The sequence below is a fragment of the Pseudomonas sp. GW823-FHT01D03 genome, from assembly GCF_058798255.1.
In genome coordinates this window covers 5,414,473-5,430,230 of the sequence record NZ_JBXAKK010000001.1, presented here as the reverse complement: position 1 = coordinate 5,430,230, position 15,758 = coordinate 5,414,473, and the positions used below count along the sequence as shown (strand labels likewise).

General features: G+C 57.1%; 19 protein-coding genes. 17 read left to right on the top strand and 2 right to left on the bottom strand.

All coding sequences use genetic code 11. From position 1 onward, the window contains the following. Positions 1 to 176 precede the first annotated feature (176 nt). The 15 genes from rpsH to bfr all read left to right on the top strand — a co-directional run bounded on the left by rpsH (position 177) and on the right by bfr (position 9,384). On the top strand, positions 177 to 569 hold the full coding sequence (rpsH, locus tag AC1RBR_RS24100; RefSeq protein ID WP_007966178.1) for a 30S ribosomal protein S8: 393 nt from the start codon (positions 177 to 179) through the stop codon (positions 567 to 569). A 12-nt stretch (positions 570 to 581) separates the two neighbouring features. Next, positions 582 to 1,115, top strand: a complete 534-nt coding sequence (gene rplF, locus AC1RBR_RS24095; protein ID WP_007966176.1) for a 50S ribosomal protein L6 — start codon at positions 582 to 584, stop codon at positions 1,113 to 1,115. Positions 1,116 to 1,125: 10 nt separating this feature from the next. Next, positions 1,126 to 1,476, top strand: a complete 351-nt coding sequence (gene rplR / locus AC1RBR_RS24090; protein ID WP_003186037.1) for a 50S ribosomal protein L18 — start codon at positions 1,126 to 1,128, stop codon at positions 1,474 to 1,476. Positions 1,477 to 1,479: 3 nt separating this feature from the next. Continuing rightward, on the top strand, positions 1,480 to 1,980 hold the full coding sequence (gene rpsE, locus AC1RBR_RS24085; RefSeq protein WP_003176409.1) for a 30S ribosomal protein S5: 501 nt from the start codon (positions 1,480 to 1,482) through the stop codon (positions 1,978 to 1,980). A 2-nt stretch (positions 1,981 to 1,982) separates the two neighbouring features. Further along, complete coding sequence (rpmD, locus tag AC1RBR_RS24080; RefSeq protein ID WP_003176408.1) at positions 1,983 to 2,159, top strand: 50S ribosomal protein L30; 177 nt, start codon at positions 1,983 to 1,985, stop codon at positions 2,157 to 2,159. Positions 2,160 to 2,162: 3 nt separating this feature from the next. Beyond that, complete coding sequence (gene rplO, locus AC1RBR_RS24075; protein ID WP_003228720.1) at positions 2,163 to 2,600, top strand: 50S ribosomal protein L15; 438 nt, start codon at positions 2,163 to 2,165, stop codon at positions 2,598 to 2,600. Beyond that, a complete protein-coding gene (gene secY / locus AC1RBR_RS24070) occupies positions 2,601 to 3,929 on the top strand; it encodes a preprotein translocase subunit SecY (RefSeq protein ID WP_003228718.1) in 1,329 nt (442 codons plus the stop codon). 27 nt (positions 3,930 to 3,956) lie between these two features. Beyond that, complete coding sequence (gene rpmJ, locus AC1RBR_RS24065) at positions 3,957 to 4,073, top strand: 50S ribosomal protein L36 (protein ID WP_002555468.1); 117 nt, start codon at positions 3,957 to 3,959, stop codon at positions 4,071 to 4,073. Between the two features lie 130 nt (positions 4,074 to 4,203). Continuing rightward, entirely contained in the window at positions 4,204 to 4,560 is a 357-nt protein-coding gene (gene rpsM, locus AC1RBR_RS24060; RefSeq protein ID WP_008374135.1) for a 30S ribosomal protein S13, read from the top strand. Positions 4,561 to 4,590: 30 nt separating this feature from the next. Further along, positions 4,591 to 4,980: a 30S ribosomal protein S11 gene (gene rpsK / locus AC1RBR_RS24055; RefSeq protein ID WP_002555466.1), complete on the top strand. Its 390-nt coding sequence runs from the start codon at positions 4,591 to 4,593 to the stop codon at positions 4,978 to 4,980. An 18-nt stretch (positions 4,981 to 4,998) separates the two neighbouring features. After that, the gene (gene rpsD / locus AC1RBR_RS24050; RefSeq protein ID WP_003176404.1) at positions 4,999 to 5,619 is read left to right on the top strand and encodes a 30S ribosomal protein S4; all 621 of its coding nucleotides are present in this window, start codon (positions 4,999 to 5,001) and stop codon (positions 5,617 to 5,619) included. Positions 5,620 to 5,641: 22 nt separating this feature from the next. Then, complete coding sequence (locus tag AC1RBR_RS24045) at positions 5,642 to 6,643, top strand: DNA-directed RNA polymerase subunit alpha (protein ID WP_003186012.1); 1,002 nt, start codon at positions 5,642 to 5,644, stop codon at positions 6,641 to 6,643. Positions 6,644 to 6,685: 42 nt separating this feature from the next. Beyond that, positions 6,686 to 7,072: a 50S ribosomal protein L17 gene (gene rplQ, locus AC1RBR_RS24040; protein ID WP_003176402.1), complete on the top strand. Its 387-nt coding sequence runs from the start codon at positions 6,686 to 6,688 to the stop codon at positions 7,070 to 7,072. Positions 7,073 to 7,311: 239 nt separating this feature from the next. Next, complete coding sequence (locus tag AC1RBR_RS24035) at positions 7,312 to 8,766, top strand: catalase (protein WP_492566911.1); 1,455 nt, start codon at positions 7,312 to 7,314, stop codon at positions 8,764 to 8,766. Between the two features lie 150 nt (positions 8,767 to 8,916). After that, on the top strand, positions 8,917 to 9,384 hold the full coding sequence (gene bfr / locus AC1RBR_RS24030) for a bacterioferritin (protein ID WP_007918444.1): 468 nt from the start codon (positions 8,917 to 8,919) through the stop codon (positions 9,382 to 9,384). Between the two features lie 65 nt (positions 9,385 to 9,449). Here the strand turns inward: bfr and uvrA are convergent, their stop codons facing one another. Beyond that, entirely contained in the window at positions 9,450 to 12,284 is a 2,835-nt protein-coding gene (uvrA, locus tag AC1RBR_RS24025; RefSeq protein ID WP_492566909.1) for an excinuclease ABC subunit UvrA, read from the bottom strand. A gap of 191 nt (positions 12,285 to 12,475) precedes the next feature. Between uvrA and AC1RBR_RS24020 the strand changes: the two genes are divergently transcribed. Continuing rightward, a complete protein-coding gene (locus AC1RBR_RS24020) occupies positions 12,476 to 13,873 on the top strand; it encodes an MFS transporter (RefSeq protein WP_492566907.1) in 1,398 nt (465 codons plus the stop codon). 9 nt (positions 13,874 to 13,882) lie between these two features. Continuing rightward, positions 13,883 to 14,401, top strand: a complete 519-nt coding sequence (locus tag AC1RBR_RS24015) for a single-stranded DNA-binding protein (RefSeq protein WP_007966163.1) — start codon at positions 13,883 to 13,885, stop codon at positions 14,399 to 14,401. Between the two features lie 199 nt (positions 14,402 to 14,600). On the opposite strand, the gene AC1RBR_RS24010 is transcribed toward AC1RBR_RS24015, so the two are convergent. Then, positions 14,601 to 15,758 (bottom strand): glutathionylspermidine synthase family protein, encoded by a 1,158-nt coding sequence (locus tag AC1RBR_RS24010; protein WP_492566906.1) that lies wholly within the window; start codon positions 15,756 to 15,758, stop codon positions 14,601 to 14,603.

Sequence of the window (15,758 nt, the reverse complement as noted above, 5' to 3'; positions counted from 1 at the left end):
GAACCTGACCATCGGTGGCCTTGAATCTGAATCAAGCCCCTTTTGGGGCTTGATTCATTTCTGGGGTGTGTCTAGAATGACCGGCTCGCCTGAGCCCGTGTTTTTCATGCCCGGAGTTTCTCGGCGACATGTAGTAGCCGCAAGGCTAATTTTTCTGTATTAGGAGCGTCTAGCCCATGAGTATGCAGGACCCGTTAGCGGACATGCTAACTCGAATCCGTAATGCCCAGATGGCTGAAAAGTCTGTCGTAAGCATGCCGTCTTCCACGTTGAAGGTGGCTGTAGCAAAAGTCCTGAAGGACGAAGGTTACATCGCGGATTTTCAGATCACCACCGACGCTAAGCCGTCGTTGTCCATCTCGCTGAAATACTTCGAAGGCCGTCCGGTCATCGAGGAAGTGAAGCGCGTTAGTCGTCCAGGCCTGCGTCAGTACAAGTCCGTTGAAGATCTGCCGAAAGTTCGTGGCGGTCTTGGCGTGTCTATCGTCTCCACCAACAAAGGTGTGATGACGGATCGTGCTGCGCGCGCTGCCGGTGTCGGCGGCGAAGTTCTTTGCACTGTGTTCTAAGGGGGGATAAGCATGTCTCGCGTCGCTAAGAACCCCGTTAAGCTGCCAGCCGGTGTCGAAGTAAAATTCGCAGGCCAACAGCTTTCGGTGAAGGGTGCCAAGGGTACTCTTGAACTGAACATCCATTCGTCCGTTGAGATCGTTGAAGAAGCTGGTGAGCTGCGTTTCGCTGCTCGCAATGGCGATCAACAGACTCGCGCAATGGCCGGTACCACGCGTGCGTTGGTAAACAACATGGTCCAAGGCGTAAGCCAAGGCTTCGAGCGTAAGCTCCAGCTGGTCGGTGTTGGTTACAAGGCGCAAGCAAAAGGTCAGGTGCTGAACCTGGCTCTTGGCTTCTCGCACCCAGTGGATTACGAACTGCCGCAAGGCATCACCGCTGAGACTCCTAGCCAGACCGATATCCTGATCAAGGGCATCGATAAACAGCTGGTAGGTCAAGTGGCCGCTGAGATCCGCGACTTCCGTCCACCAGAGCCGTACAAAGGCAAAGGTGTGCGCTACGCGGACGAAGTCGTCCGTCGTAAAGAAGCCAAGAAGAAGTAGGGCATAGCAAATGACCGACAAAAAAGTTACTCGACTGCGTCGCGCTCGCAAAGCACGCCTGAAAATGCACGAACTCGAAGTCGTGCGTCTCTGCGTGTTCCGCTCGTCGCAGCACATCTACGCCCAGGTCATCTCGGCCGACGGCAACAAAGTCCTGGCAAGCGCCTCGACTTTGGATAAAGAACTGCGTGATGGCGCCACTGGCAACATCGACGCGGCCACAAAGGTTGGCCAGCTGGTCGCTACGCGTGCTAAGGCCGCTGGCGTCTCGCAAGTGGCTTTCGACCGCTCTGGCTTCAAGTACCATGGCCGCGTTAAAGCGCTGGCTGATGCTGCTCGTGAAGCTGGGCTGGAGTTCTAAGTTATGTCAAATAACGACCAAAAGCGCGACGAAGGCTACATTGAGAAGCTGGTTCAAGTTAACCGCGTAGCCAAAACCGTTAAAGGCGGCCGTATTTTCACTTTCACCGCGTTGACCGTGGTTGGTGATGGTAAAGGGCGTGTTGGCTTCGGCCGTGGCAAGTCGCGTGAAGTGCCTGCTGCGATCCAGAAGGCAATGGAAGCTGCTCGCCGCAACATGATTCAAGTTGACCTGAACGGCACTACCCTGCAGTACGCAATGAAGTCCGCTCACGGCGCTTCGAAGGTATACATGCAGCCTGCTTCTGAAGGTACCGGTATCATCGCTGGCGGCGCTATGCGTGCTGTCCTCGAAGTTGCTGGCGTTCAGAACGTTCTGGCCAAGTGCTACGGCTCGACTAACCCGGTAAACGTGGTTCACGCCACTTTCAAAGGTCTGAAAGCCATGCAATCTCCTGAGTCCATCGCTGCCAAGCGTGGCCTGACTGTCAAGGAGATCTTCTGATCATGGCTACCGTTAAAGTTACGCTGATCAAAAGCATGACCGGCCGCATCCCTAACCACAAACTGTGTGTTAAGGGTCTGGGTCTGCGTCGCATCGGTCACACTGTAGAAGTCCAGGATACTCCCGAGAATCGCGGGATGATCAACAAGGCTTACTACATGCTGCGTGTCGAGGGTTAATCGATGAAACTCAATGATCTGAGTCCAGCGCCGGGTTCCCGTCGCGAAAAGCATCGTCCGGGCCGTGGTATCGGTAGCGGTTTGGGTAAGACTGGTGGCCGTGGTCACAAAGGTCAAACCTCCCGCTCCGGTGGCACTATTGCTCCAGGCTTTGAAGGCGGTCAACAGCCGCTGCATCGTCGCCTGCCGAAGTTCGGTTTCGTTTCCCTGAAAGCCATGGACCGCGCAGAAGTGCGTCTGTCCGAGCTGGCTAAAGTGGAAGGCGACATCGTCACCGTGCAGTCCCTGAAAGATGCCAACGTGATCAACGTCAACGTACAGCGTGTGAAAATCATGCTGTCCGGTGAAGTGACTCGCGCTGTCACTATCGGCAAGGGAATCGGCGCCACCAAAGGTGCGCGTGCGGCTATCGAAGCAGCTGGCGGCAAGTTCGAGGAATAAATGGCTAAGCAAGGTGCTCTCTCTGCGCTCGGCAAAGGCGGTATGTCTGAACTCTGGGCTCGTCTGCGTTTTCTGTTCCTGGCGATTATCGTCTACCGAATAGGCGCACACATCCCGGTTCCAGGTATCAACCCGGACCGACTCGCAGACCTGTTTCGACAGAATGAGGGGACCATTCTTAGCTTGTTCAACATGTTCTCCGGCGGCGCGCTGGAACGGATGAGCATCTTTGCATTGGGGATCATGCCGTACATTTCGGCATCGATCATCATGCAACTGATGACCGCCGTCAGCCCGCAGCTGGAGCAGTTGAAGAAGGAAGGTGAAGCTGGCCGTCGCAAGATCAGCCAGTACACCCGCTACGGCACCGTCGTCCTCGCTCTCGTTCAGGCTATTGGCATGTCCATTGGTTTGGCGGGGCAGGGCGTTGCGTTCACTGGTGACTTTGGCTTCCATTTCGTCGCGGTATCCACTTTTGTGGCTGGCGCGATGTTCATGATGTGGCTGGGTGAGCAGATTACTGAGCGTGGTGTAGGCAACGGTATCTCGATGTTGATTTTTTCGGGTATCGTCGCCGGTCTTCCGAGAGCAATCGGGCAGTCTTTCGAGTCTGCGCGTCAGGGTGATATCAATATTTTCGCCTTGGTTGCCATCGGTTTGCTGGCAGTAGCGATTATCGGTTTCGTGGTGTTCATTGAGCGTGGCCAGCGTCGTATCGCTGTTCACTACGCCAAGCGTCAGCAGGGCCGCAAGGTTTTTGCTGCGCAGACAAGCCACTTGCCGCTGAAGGTGAACATGGCCGGTGTTATTCCGGCTATTTTCGCGAGCAGCATTTTGCTGTTCCCGGCTTCGTTGGGTGCCTGGTTTGGTCAGTCTGAAGGTATGGGCTGGTTGCAGGACATCTCGCAGTCGATCGCTCCTGGTCAGCCGTTGAATATTCTGCTGTTTAGTGCAGGGATTATTTTCTTCTGCTTCTTCTATACGGCGTTGATGTTCAATCCGAAAGACGTAGCGGAAAACCTGAAGAAGTCCGGTGCCTTTATTCCGGGCATCCGTCCAGGTGAGCAGTCTGCACGCTATATTGATGGCGTTTTGACTCGCTTGACCATGTTCGGTGCTCTTTACATGACGGCCGTGTGCCTGTTGCCCCAGTTCCTGGTGGTTGCAGCCAACGTTCCGTTCTACCTTGGCGGGACCTCGTTGCTGATCGTGGTCGTGGTTGTGATGGACTTCATGTCCCAAGTACAATCGCACCTCGTTTCGCACCAGTACGAATCCCTGATGAAGAAAGCCAACCTGAAGGGTTACGGCAGCGGCATGTTGCGCTGAGTACCCATAAGGTTCGAGGAGTTGGTGATGAAAGTTCGTGCATCGGTGAAAAAGCTGTGCCGTAACTGCAAGATTATTCGCCGCGAAGGTGTTGTTCGAGTAATTTGCAGCGCGGAACCGCGTCACAAACAGCGCCAAGGCTGAGTGTGATTGTGCTTCAAGCCCGGCAGCTAGTGCGCTGCCGGGTTGATTATTTGTTATTACAGCGATATTATCTCGCGCCCTATTTCTTGGCTTCCGGGGCGTAGGTAGCTGTCAATTGGAGTCCCACTGAATGGCCCGTATTGCAGGCGTTAACATTCCAGATAACAAGCATACTGTTATCTCGCTGACCTACATCTATGGTGTCGGTCGCACTACTGCGCAGAAAATCTGTGCAGACACTGGGGTAAACCCAGCAGCAAAGATCAAAGATCTGAGCGACGAGCAAATTGAACAGCTGCGTGGCGAAGTGGCGAAGTTCACCACTGAAGGTGACCTGCGTCGCGAAATCAACATGAAAATCAAGCGCTTGATGGACCTCGGTTGCTATCGCGGTCTGCGTCATCGTCGCGGTCTTCCAGTACGCGGTCAGCGTACCAAGACCAACGCGCGTACCCGTAAAGGTCCGCGTAAGCCGATCCGCAAGTAATCGCCCCAGCGAATCGACAGGAATTTAATCATGGCAAAACCTGCTGCTCGTCCTCGTAAAAAAGTTAAAAAGACAGTGGTTGATGGCATCGCCCACATCCATGCTTCTTTTAACAACACCATCGTGACCATTACCGACCGTCAAGGTAACGCTCTTTCCTGGGCTACCTCCGGTGGTTCGGGTTTCCGCGGTTCCCGCAAGTCCACCCCGTTCGCTGCTCAAGTAGCTGCTGAGCGTGCTGGTCAAGCTGCGCTGGAATACGGCCTGAAAAACCTCGACGTTAACGTCAAGGGTCCAGGTCCAGGTCGTGAATCCGCAGTCCGCGCTTTGAACGGCTGTGGCTACAAGATCGCCAGCATCACCGACGTGACGCCAATCCCGCACAACGGGTGCCGTCCGCCGAAGAAGCGCCGCGTGTAATCCAGGAGATTGTAAAGAATGGCTCGTTACATTGGTCCAAAATGCAAACTCGCTCGTCGCGAAGGCACCGATCTCTTCCTGAAGAGCGGCGTGCGCGCGATCGAATCGAAGTGCAACATTGAAGCAGCACCTGGTATCCACGGCCAACGCCGCGGTCGCCAGTCCGACTACGGCACCCAACTGCGTGAAAAGCAGAAGGTCCGTCGTATCTACGGCGTTCTCGAGCGTCAGTTCAGCGGCTACTACAAAGAAGCTGCTGGCAAGAAAGGTGCAACCGGTGAAAACCTGCTGCAACTGCTCGAATGCCGTCTGGACAACGTTGTATACCGTATGGGCTTTGGTTCGACTCGTGCCGAATCCCGTCAGCTGGTATCGCACAAGTCGATCAGCGTTAACGGTCAGACCGTAAACGTTCCGTCGTATCAGGTTCGTGCTGGTGACGTGGTCGCAGTTCGCGAGAAAGCAAAAAACCAACTTCGCATTGTCCAAGCTCTCGATCTGTGTGCCCAACGTGGCCGCGTAGAATGGGTAGAAGTAGACACTGAGAAGAAGTCGGGCGTTTTCAAGAACGTTCCTGCTCGCAGTGATCTGTCCGCCGACATCAACGAAAGCCTGATTGTCGAGCTCTACTCCAAGTAAGGGCTAGAAAATAGGTGCATCCATGCAGATTTCGGTAAATGAGTTCCTGACACCCCGCCACATTGATGTGCAGGTTGTCAGTCCAACCCGCGCCAAGATCACTCTCGAGCCTCTCGAGCGTGGTTTTGGCCACACCCTGGGCAACGCGCTGCGCCGCATCCTGTTGTCCTCAATGCCCGGCTGCGCAGTAGTCGAGGCCGAGATTGACGGTGTGCTCCACGAGTACAGCGCCATCGAAGGTGTACAGGAAGACGTAATTGAAATCCTGTTGAACCTTAAAGGTCTGGCCATCAAGCTGCACGGTCGTGACGAAGTTACGCTGACCTTGTCGAAGAAGGGTTCGGGGGTGGTTACCGCTGCCGATATTCAGCTGGATCATGATGTCGAGATCGTTAACCCCGATCACGTAATCGCTAACCTGGCGTCTAACGGCGCCCTGAACATGAAGCTCACCGTAGCTCGTGGTCGTGGTTATGAGCCAGCCGACTCGCGTCAGAGCGATGAAGACGAAAGCCGCAGCATTGGTCGCTTGCAGCTCGACTCTTCGTTCAGCCCGGTTCGCCGTATCGCATACGTGGTGGAAAACGCCCGTGTCGAGCAGCGTACCAACCTGGACAAGCTGGTTATTGATCTGGAAACCAACGGTACTCTGGATCCTGAAGAGGCTATCCGCCGCGCTGCAACCATCCTGCAACAGCAGTTGGCTGCGTTCGTCGACCTCAAAGGTGACAGTGAGCCAGTGGTTGTCGAGCAGGAAGACGAGATCGATCCGATCCTGCTTCGCCCGGTTGACGATCTGGAACTGACTGTACGTTCGGCTAACTGCCTTAAGGCGGAAAACATCTACTACATCGGCGACCTGATTCAGCGTACCGAAGTAGAGCTGTTGAAGACTCCGAACCTGGGCAAGAAATCCTTGACTGAAATCAAGGACGTTCTGGCCTCCCGCGGTCTGTCCCTCGGCATGCGCCTCGACAACTGGCCGCCTGCAAGTCTTAAGAAGGACGACAAGGCGACTGCCTGATCGTCGTAATCACCGAACGTAGTGTTTGGTAAGGAATGAACCATGCGTCATCGTAAAAGTGGGCGTCACCTGAGCCGCACCAGCTCGCACCGCAAGGCCATGTTCCAGAACATGGCGGTGTCGTTGTTCGAGCACGAGCTGATCAAGACTACTCTGCCAAAAGCCAAAGAACTGCGCCGCGTTGCCGAGCCGCTGATCACTCTGGCCAAGACAGACAGCCTGGCTAACCGCCGTCTGGCTTTCGACCGTACTCGTTCGAAAGCTATCGTTGGTAAGCTCTTCAACGACCTGGGCAAGCGTTACGCTACCCGTGAGGGTGGCTACCTGCGCATCCTCAAGTGCGGTTTCCGCGCTGGCGACAACGCGCCTATGGCGTACGTCGAGTTGGTTGATCGTGCTACTGCTGGCGAAGCTGTATCCGCCGAGTAAGACGTCAGTCTGAAACGAAAAACCGGGCCTAGTGCCCGGTTTTTTGTGCCCGCAAGAAATGCGCTGTTCGTACAAGCTTCTGACATTGTTCTGTTGTCACTATGTGCCGGGAAGCATAATTAGTAATTATCTATCGGTGACTACAAGTTAATGAATTTGTAGATGTAACATCGATGATCAATACTTCCCAGCAAGCCGATTAGCCGACAGTTTCAAGACTGACAGAGGAAGAAGACCGTATGAGCCAGATCAAAACGCTTACGACCGCCAGTGGCGCACCTGTCGCCGATAACCAGAATTCTCGCTCCGCCGGCCCTCGTGGGCCGCTGTTGCTCGACGATTTTCATCTGATCGAGAAGCTTGCCCATTTCAACCGTGAAAACATTCCTGAGCGCCGTGTGCACGCCAAAGGCTCGGGTGCTTACGGTACGTTCACCGTGACCCGCGATATCACCGAGTACACCAGCGCCAAACTGTTTGAGGCCGTCGGCAAGCAAACCCCGACGTTCCTGCGCTTCTCCACCGTTGGCGGCGAACGTGGCTCGGCTGACACCGAACGTGATCCACGTGGTTTCGCTCTGAAGTTCTACACCGAGGAAGGCAACTGGGACATCGTTGGTAACAACACTCCTGTGTTCTTCATCCGTGATCCGCTGAAGTTTCCCGACTTTATCCACACCCAGAAACGCCTCCCGCAGAGCAACCTGAAAAGCGCGCAGATGATGTGGGACTTCTGGTCGCATTCGCCGGAAGCACTGCACCAGGTGACCATTCTGTTTTCGGATCGCGGTATTCCCGATGGCTACCGTCACATGCACGGCTTCGGCAGCCACACCTACAGTCTGATCAATGCCAAAGGTGAGCGTCACTGGGTGAAGTGGCACTACAAAACCAAGCAAGGCATCAAGAACCTGGCACCGGCCGATGCTGCGCGCCTGGCGGGTACCGATCCGGATTACGCTCAGCGTGATCTGTTCGAGGCGATTGAGCGTGGCGACTTCCCGAAATGGCGTGTGTGCATTCAGATCATGACCGAGGCGCAAGCCGCAGCGCATTACGAAAATCCGTTCGATGTGACCAAGACCTGGTCGCAGAAGGAGTTCCCGCTGATCGAAGTCGGTGAGCTGGAGCTGAACCGCAACCCGCTGAACTACTTTGCTGAGGTTGAGCAAGCTGCATTCGGTCCGAGCAACATGGTGCCGGGTGTTGGTCTGTCGCCGGATCGCATGCTGCAAGGCCGGGTTTTCGCCTATGCGGATGCGCACCGCTACCGTGTTGGCACCAACCACCAGCAATTGCCGGTGAACGCTCCACGCAGCCCGGTGAACACTTACCAGCGCGACGGTTCGATGGCTTTCGGCAGCAATGGTGGTGCAGCACCTAACTACGAACCGAACAGCTACATCGAATCGCCGAAGCAAGCGCCGCGCTACGCCGAGCCTGCACTGGCTTTGAGCGGTGCTGCTGACCGTTACGATCATCGCGAAGACACCGATTACTACAGCCACGCCGGTGCGCTGTTCCGTCTGATGAGCGACGAGCAGAAAGCTTTGCTGGTCAGCAATATCGCTGGCGCCATGAGCGGTGTTTCACCTGATGTGGTTGATCGTCAGTTGCAGCATTTCTACAAGGCCGATCCGGCGTATGGAGAAGCAATCGCAAAGCTGCTCGACGTACAGCTTAACGAAGTCTAAACGAGAAGCAGAACCGCCCTCATTAGGGCGGTTTTTGCGTTATTTAGGCCGCTTTTCTCAGAATATCTTCGCTTTTATTGCGCGAAACGGGGTGACCTTCTGGTCAGCTTGGTTCAAACTACAGACTTTCAAGCAGGGAGATGTAGGGCGATGCAAGGCCACCCAGACGTAATCGATTACCTCAACACGTTGCTGACCGGCGAACTGGCCGCGCGTGACCAATATTTTGTTCACTCGCGGATGTATGAGGACTGGGGTTTCACCAAGCTCTACGAACGAATCAACCACGAGATGGAAGAAGAAGCCGGCCACGCCGATGCGCTGATGCGTCGGATCCTGATGCTTGAAGGCACTCCGCGCATGCGTCCGGATGATCTGGATGTCGGCACCACCGTGCCGGAGATGCTCGAAGCCGATCTGCGTCTCGAGTACAAAGTCCGCGCCGCACTGTGCAAAGGCATTGAGCTGTGCGAGCAGCACAAGGATTACGTCAGCCGCGAGATCCTGCGGGTTCAGCTCAACGATACCGAAGAAGATCACACCTACTGGCTAGAGAAGCAGTTAGGCCTGATCAAGCTGATCGGTCTCGAAAACTACCTGCAGTCCCACACGTCCTGATTGCAGAAGATATAAAAAAGCCCCTGTCACTGATGAAGTGACAGGGGCTTTTTCATGCCCGGCGATTAAGCACGATCGCGAATCAGCAACGGTTTGAGGTAGTGACCGGTGTGAGACTGCTTCATCTCGGCTACTTCCTCCGGAGTGCCGGTGGCGATGATCTGCCCACCCTTGGAGCCGCCCTCCGGCCCCAGATCCACCAGCCAGTCGGCAGTCTTGATCACGTCCAGATTGTGCTCGATCACCACCACCGTGTTGCCGTGGTCGCGCAGGCGATGCAGCACGTCGAGCAGTTGCTGAATATCCGCGAAGTGCAGGCCGGTGGTCGGCTCATCGAGGATATACAGAGTTTTGCCGGTGTCGCGCTTGGACAGCTCGCGTGACAGTTTGACCCGCTGCGCTTCACCACCGGACAGCGTGGTTGCCGATTGCCCGAGCTTGATATACGACAGGCCCACATCCATCAACGTCTGCAGCTTGCGCGCCAGCGCCGGAACCGCGTCGAAGAACTCCCGGGCTTCCTCAATGGTCATCTCAAGGGTTTCATGGATGCTCTTGCCCTTGTATTTGATCTCAAGGGTTTCGCGGTTGTAGCGCTTGCTCTTGCACACATCGCACGGCACGTAGATGTCCGGCAGGAAGTGCATTTCGACCTTGATAAGGCCGTCGCCCTGGCACGCCTCGCAACGACCGCCCTTGACGTTGAACGAGAAACGGCCCGGGCCGTAACCACGGGAACGTGACTCGGGTACGCCGGCAAACAGTTCGCGGATCGGTGTGAACAGCCCTGTGTAGGTCGCCGGGTTGGAGCGCGGCGTACGGCCGATCGGGCTCTGATCGATATCGACGACCTTGTCGAGATGCTCCAGTCCCTTGATGCTGTCATGTGCGGCCGCTTCCAGCGTGGTCGCACCATTGAGTGCAGTAGCGCTCAACGGGAACAGCGTGTTGTTGATCAGCGTCGACTTGCCGGAGCCGGAAACACCGGTCACGCAGGTCAGCAGGCCGATCGGGATTTCCAGATCGACGTTGCGCAGGTTGTTGCCGCGCGCACCTTTGAGCGACAGCGTCAGCTTCTTGTTGCGTGGTGTGCGTTTGGCCGGCACTTCGATCTTCACCCGCCCCGACAGGTATTTACCGGTCAGTGAGTCCGGGTGCGCCATGACTTCGGCCGGCGTACCTTCAGCCACGATCTGCCCGCCGTGCACGCCGGCGCCCGGCCCGATATCCACCACATAGTCGGCCAGACGGATCGCGTCTTCGTCGTGCTCGACCACGATCACAGTGTTGCCGATATCGCGCAGGTGCTTGAGGGTGCCGAGCAAACGGTCGTTATCGCGCTGATGCAGGCCAATGGACGGCTCGTCGAGGATGTAAAGCACCCCGACCAGGCCGGCGCCGATCTGGCTCGCCAGACGAATGCGCTGCGCTTCGCCACCGGACAGGGTGTCGGCGCTGCGATCCAGCGACAGATAGTCGAGGCCGACGTTGACCAGGAATTGCAGACGCTCGCGGATTTCCTTGAGGATCTTGTCGGCGATTTCGCCACGCCGCCCGGTCATCTTCAGTTCGCCGAAGTACACGCAGGCATCGCCGATCGGCAGGTTGGTCACTGCCGGCAGGGTTTTCTCGCCAACCCACACGTGCCGCGCCTCGCGACGCAGACGAGTGCCGCGGCAATCCGGGCAAGCCTGGGTGCTGAGGAACTTGGCCAGCTCTTCGCGCACGCTGGCCGATTCGGTTTCGCGGTAGCGACGCTCAAGGTTCGGCACGATACCTTCGAACGGGTGCGAACGTTTGACGATGTCGCCGCGGTCATTGAGGTACTTGAAGTCGACATTCTGTGAGCCGCTGCCATGCAGGATCTGCTTCTGCTGTTCGGCGGTCAGCTCGTTGAACGGCTTCTCAAGACTGAACTTGTAGTGCGAGGCAAGTGAGCCGAGCATCTGGAAGTAATAGACGTTACGCCTGTCCCAGCCGCGAATCGCGCCCTCGGCAAGAGTCAGTTCACCATTGACCAGGCGCTTGATGTCGAAGAACTGCTTCACGCCCAGGCCATCGCAGGTCGGGCAGGCGCCGGCCGGGTTGTTGAAGGAGAACAGCTTCGGCTCAAGCTCGCTGATGGCATGGCCGCAGATCGGGCAGGCGAAGCGCGCGGAGAAGATCATCTCTTCACCCGGCTCATCATCCATCGGCGCGACCATGGCAATGCCGTCCGCCAGTTTCAACGCGGTCTCGAAAGATTCGGCCAGACGTTGCTGCAGATCGGCGCGAACCTTGAAGCGGTCGACGATGACATCGATCGAATGCTTCTTCTGTTTATCCAGTTTCGGCAGTTCATCGAGTTCGCAGATCCGCCCGTTGACCCGGGCGCGGACGAAGCCTTGGGCGCGCAGCTCTTCGAACACTGACAAGTGCTCGCCTTTGCGTTCGCGAATAACCGGCGCCAGCAACATCAGCTTGCTGCCTTCCGGTTGTGCCAGCACCAGATCGACCATCTGGCTGACGGTCTGCGCCTCAAGTGGAATATCGTGATCCGGGCAACGCGGCGTACCGACGCGTGCATACAGCAGGCGCAGGTAGTCATAGATTTCGGTGATGGTGCCGACAGTGGAGCGCGGGTTGTGCGAGGTCGACTTCTGTTCGATGGAGATGGCCGGCGACAAGCCTTCAATGGTGTCGACGTCGGGCTTTTCCATCATCGACAGGAACTGTCGGGCGTAGGCCGACAGGGATTCTACATAGCGGCGCTGACCTTCGGCGTACAACGTGTCGAAGGCCAGGGACGACTTGCCGGATCCGGACAGGCCGGTGATGACGATCAGTTTGTCCCGTGGCAGGGTCAGGTCGATGTTCTTCAGGTTGTGGGTACGGGCCCCACGTATCAGGATCTTGTCCAAAGTGGCCTCGCTCGGCGGGCGTCGAAAACGTAGGAGTATACGGGCAAATACTGGATGGATGCACACTATCAAACGAAGGGTTTTTTACCTTGCATGAAGAGAGTTTCATCTATACGCGTCATAGCGTCGCGATATACCCCGTCTTTCGATGGGACTGGTAGAATCGCCGCCGGTTCACACGAGGTTTTTCCATGCACGATCCCCACAGCGAACGCATGAGTGGCAGCGAGACCCGCGCAGCGACCGGTCTGGCCCTGGTGTTCGCCTTCCGTATGCTTGGCATGTTCATGGTGTTGCCGGTACTGGCGACCTACGGCATGGACCTGGCGGGAGCGACCCCGGCCCTGATCGGGCTGGCGATTGGCGCTTACGGCCTGACCCAGGCGATTTTCCAGATTCCGTTCGGGATCATTTCCGACCGCATCGGCCGGCGTCCGGTGATTTTCCTCGGGCTGGTGGTCTTCGCTCTCGGCAGTGTGCTGGCGGCTCAGGCCGATTCGATCTGGGGCGTGATTGCCGGACGCATCCTGCAAGGCGCCGGGGCGATTTCCGCTGCGGTCATGGCACTGCTTTCCGACCTGACCCGTGAACAACACCGTACCAAAGCCATGGCCATGATCGGCATGACCATCGGTCTGTCGTTCGCCGTGGCCATGGTGGTCGGGCCGTTGCTGACCCGCGCGTTTGGCCTGTCCGGGCTGTTCCTCGCCACTGGCGGTATGGCCCTGTTCGGGATCGTCATCGTGATGTTCATGGTGCCGAAATCCACCGGGCCGTTGAGCCATCGAGAATCCGGCGTGGCGCGTCAGGCCCTGATGCCGACACTCAAACACCCGGATCTGCTGCGCCTGGATCTGGGCATTTTCGTGCTGCACGCGATGCTGATGTCGAGCTTCGTCGCCCTGCCGTTGGCCCTTGTGGAAAAGGCCGGTTTGCCCAAGGAGCAGCACTGGTGGGTTTACCTGACCGCACTGCTGATTTCGTTCTTCGCCATGATCCCGTTCATCATCTACGGCGAGAAGAAACGCAAAATGAAACGAATTTTGCTCGGCGCCGTCCTGACGCTGATGCTCACTGAGCTATTCTTCTGGCAGTTCGGTGACAGCTTGCGGGCTCTGGTGATCGGTACGGTGGTGTTCTTCACCGCGTTCAATCTGCTGGAAGCTTCGTTGCCGTCGCTGATCAGCAAGGTTTCACCGGCGGGCGGGAAGGGCACGGCGATGGGCGTGTATTCCACCAGCCAGTTCCTCGGTTCGGCACTTGGCGGGATACTCGGCGGCTGGCTGTTTCAGCATGGCGGTCTGTCGGTTGTGTTCCTTGGATGTGCGGGTCTGGCTGCCATCTGGCTAGCCTTTGCTGTTACCATGCGCGAACCACCCTACGTGACGAGCCTGCGCTTGCCGTTGTCGCCCGAGGCGATCCGCGAAGCGGGTCTGGTCGAGCGCCTCAAGGCCCTCGTAGGGGTAACAGATGCAGTGATAGTTGCTGATGAAGCGGCTGTTTACATCAAACTGGACAAAGAATTAGTGGATCGCGACACCCTCGAACGCCTGGTGAACAACCCGGCCGGGGCTGCTTGCGAAGCCTAGGAGAACGTTATGGCCCGTGGGGTTAACAAAGTCATATTGGTCGGCACTTGCGGCCAGGATCCCGAAGTTCGCTACCTGCCTAACGGTAACGCCGTGACCAACCTGAGTCTGGCAACCAGCGAACAGTGGACCGACAAGCAAACCGGTCAAAAGGTCGAGAAGACCGAATGGCACCGTGTTTCGATGTTCGGCAAGGTTGCCGAAATCGCCGGCGAATACCTGCGTAAGGGTTCGCAGGTGTACATCGAAGGCAAGCTGCAGACCCGCGAGTGGGAAAAAGACGGTATCAAGCGTTACACCACCGAAATCGTGGTCGACATGCAAGGCACCATGCAACTGCTCGGCGGCCGTCCTCAACAGGGCGATCAACAAGGCGGTGGCAACAACTACCAGCAGCAGGCGCCACGTCAACAGGCTCCACGCCCGCAGCAGTCGGCTCCGCAACAGCGTCCAGCCCCGGCTCCACAGCAGGCGGCACCGCAACCGGCTCCGGATTTCGACAGCTTCGATGACGACATTCCGTTCTGATTCGTTGCTGCATCCGCGCTGAATAAAAAGGCCCGTCGTTCAAAACGACGGGCCTTTTTTGTGGCGCAAGGTCCGCGATTACCATTGATCTCCTGTGGGTGCGGGCTTGCTCGCGAAGGCGTCGGGTCAGTCAAAGCATTTGTTGAATGGCAGTCCGCATTCGCGAGCAAGCCCGCTCCCACAAATGCGGGTGTGTGTTTCAGTCGAGGATCAGGTGTGGTAGAAACCGGCTGGAATCCTTGGTGATCAGACTGTTGTCTTCCCGCACGCCGATCCCCGCCGCCTGATCACCAATCACCCACGAGCCGATCAGCGTGTAGCTGTCGTCGAACTTCGGCAATGGCGCAAATTCCTGCAAGATGAATGGCGCATCGGTGTAGGGCCCGTCTTCTTTGACGATCAGACCTTCTGCCGTTTGCAGCTCGATATTCGCGCCTTCGCGGGAAAAGTACGGTTTGCGTACCCAGCCCTTGGGCACCGCACTGGCCGGGTTCGGATCAAGATGCGCTGCCAGCAGATTCGGATGGCCCTTGTGCAATTCCCACAGCAGCGGCAGCGCGCCTTTGTTCGACAGGATCGACTTCCACGCCGGTTCGAAAAACTGCGTATCGCTTTCGGCAATGGCTGCACCGAATGGCTCGTGGAAAATGAATTCCCAGGCATGCAGCTTGAACAGGTGCGGAATCCAGCGATCCTGCAGATCGACGAAGCGACCTTCGGCGGTCAGGCCGATGTCTTCGATGTCGATGTGCCTGGATTCGATCCCGACCTTTTCCGCGATCAGGCGCAGGTAGTCGGTGGTGCCCTTGTCTTCGACCGAGTCTTTCATCGAAGCAAAGTAGAACGGCCGCTTGAGCTGCAACTCGGCAAACGCCTGGTGCAGCTTGGTATCGATGCTGTTGAACTGGTCGGCATGGCGCGGCAGCATCCCGCGCTCGATGCACTGCTCCAGCCAGCCCCACTGAAACGCCGCCGCCTCATAGAGGCTGGTCGGCGTGTCGTAGTTGAGCTCCAGCAGCTTGGCCGGGCCGTTGCCGTTGTAGGAAAAGTCCATACGCCCATACAGATGCGGATGACCTTCCAGCCAGGACGTGCGGATCATGTCGTAGTACGGCGCCGGGATGCTCAGGCGATCCAGCAGTTCTTCGCTGTGCACCACGCGGTCGACCAGGTCCATGCACATCTCGTGCAGTTCGGTAGTCGGATCCTCCAGATCGTTTTCAATCTGCGCGAGCGTGAACTGGTAGTAGGCGCTTTCGTCCCAGTACGGCTCGTCGTCGATGGTGTGGAACAGAAAGCCGAGGCTTTCGGCAGTCTGTTTCCAGTCGGGGCGCTCGGCGCAGTGGATCTTCTTCAT

What these genes read in the sequence shown, in the direction of transcription:
- secY (WP_003228718.1), top strand. Translation starts at nt 2,601, where the DNA reads ATGGCTAAGCAAGGTGCTCTCTCTGCGCTCGGCAAAGGCGGTATGTCT.
- AC1RBR_RS24035 (WP_492566911.1), top strand. Translation starts at nt 7,312, where the DNA reads ATGAGCCAGATCAAAACGCTTACGACCGCCAGTGGCGCACCTGTCGCC.
- rpmJ (WP_002555468.1), top strand. Translation starts at nt 3,957, where the DNA reads ATGAAAGTTCGTGCATCGGTGAAAAAGCTGTGCCGTAACTGCAAGATT.
- rplQ (WP_003176402.1), top strand. Translation starts at nt 6,686, where the DNA reads ATGCGTCATCGTAAAAGTGGGCGTCACCTGAGCCGCACCAGCTCGCAC.
- rpsH (WP_007966178.1), top strand. Translation starts at nt 177, where the DNA reads ATGAGTATGCAGGACCCGTTAGCGGACATGCTAACTCGAATCCGTAAT.
- rpsE (WP_003176409.1), top strand. Translation starts at nt 1,480, where the DNA reads ATGTCAAATAACGACCAAAAGCGCGACGAAGGCTACATTGAGAAGCTG.
- rplO (WP_003228720.1), top strand. Translation starts at nt 2,163, where the DNA reads ATGAAACTCAATGATCTGAGTCCAGCGCCGGGTTCCCGTCGCGAAAAG.
- rpmD (WP_003176408.1), top strand. Translation starts at nt 1,983, where the DNA reads ATGGCTACCGTTAAAGTTACGCTGATCAAAAGCATGACCGGCCGCATC.
- rplF (WP_007966176.1), top strand. Translation starts at nt 582, where the DNA reads ATGTCTCGCGTCGCTAAGAACCCCGTTAAGCTGCCAGCCGGTGTCGAA.
- rpsD (WP_003176404.1), top strand. Translation starts at nt 4,999, where the DNA reads ATGGCTCGTTACATTGGTCCAAAATGCAAACTCGCTCGTCGCGAAGGC.
- AC1RBR_RS24015 (WP_007966163.1), top strand. Translation starts at nt 13,883, where the DNA reads ATGGCCCGTGGGGTTAACAAAGTCATATTGGTCGGCACTTGCGGCCAG.
- AC1RBR_RS24020 (WP_492566907.1), top strand. Translation starts at nt 12,476, where the DNA reads ATGCACGATCCCCACAGCGAACGCATGAGTGGCAGCGAGACCCGCGCA.
- rpsM (WP_008374135.1), top strand. Translation starts at nt 4,204, where the DNA reads ATGGCCCGTATTGCAGGCGTTAACATTCCAGATAACAAGCATACTGTT.
- rplR (WP_003186037.1), top strand. Translation starts at nt 1,126, where the DNA reads ATGACCGACAAAAAAGTTACTCGACTGCGTCGCGCTCGCAAAGCACGC.
- bfr (WP_007918444.1), top strand. Translation starts at nt 8,917, where the DNA reads ATGCAAGGCCACCCAGACGTAATCGATTACCTCAACACGTTGCTGACC.
- rpsK (WP_002555466.1), top strand. Translation starts at nt 4,591, where the DNA reads ATGGCAAAACCTGCTGCTCGTCCTCGTAAAAAAGTTAAAAAGACAGTG.
- AC1RBR_RS24010 (WP_492566906.1), bottom strand. Translation starts at nt 15,758, where the DNA reads ATGAAGAAGATCCACTGCGCCGAGCGCCCCGACTGGAAACAGACTGCC.
- AC1RBR_RS24045 (WP_003186012.1), top strand. Translation starts at nt 5,642, where the DNA reads ATGCAGATTTCGGTAAATGAGTTCCTGACACCCCGCCACATTGATGTG.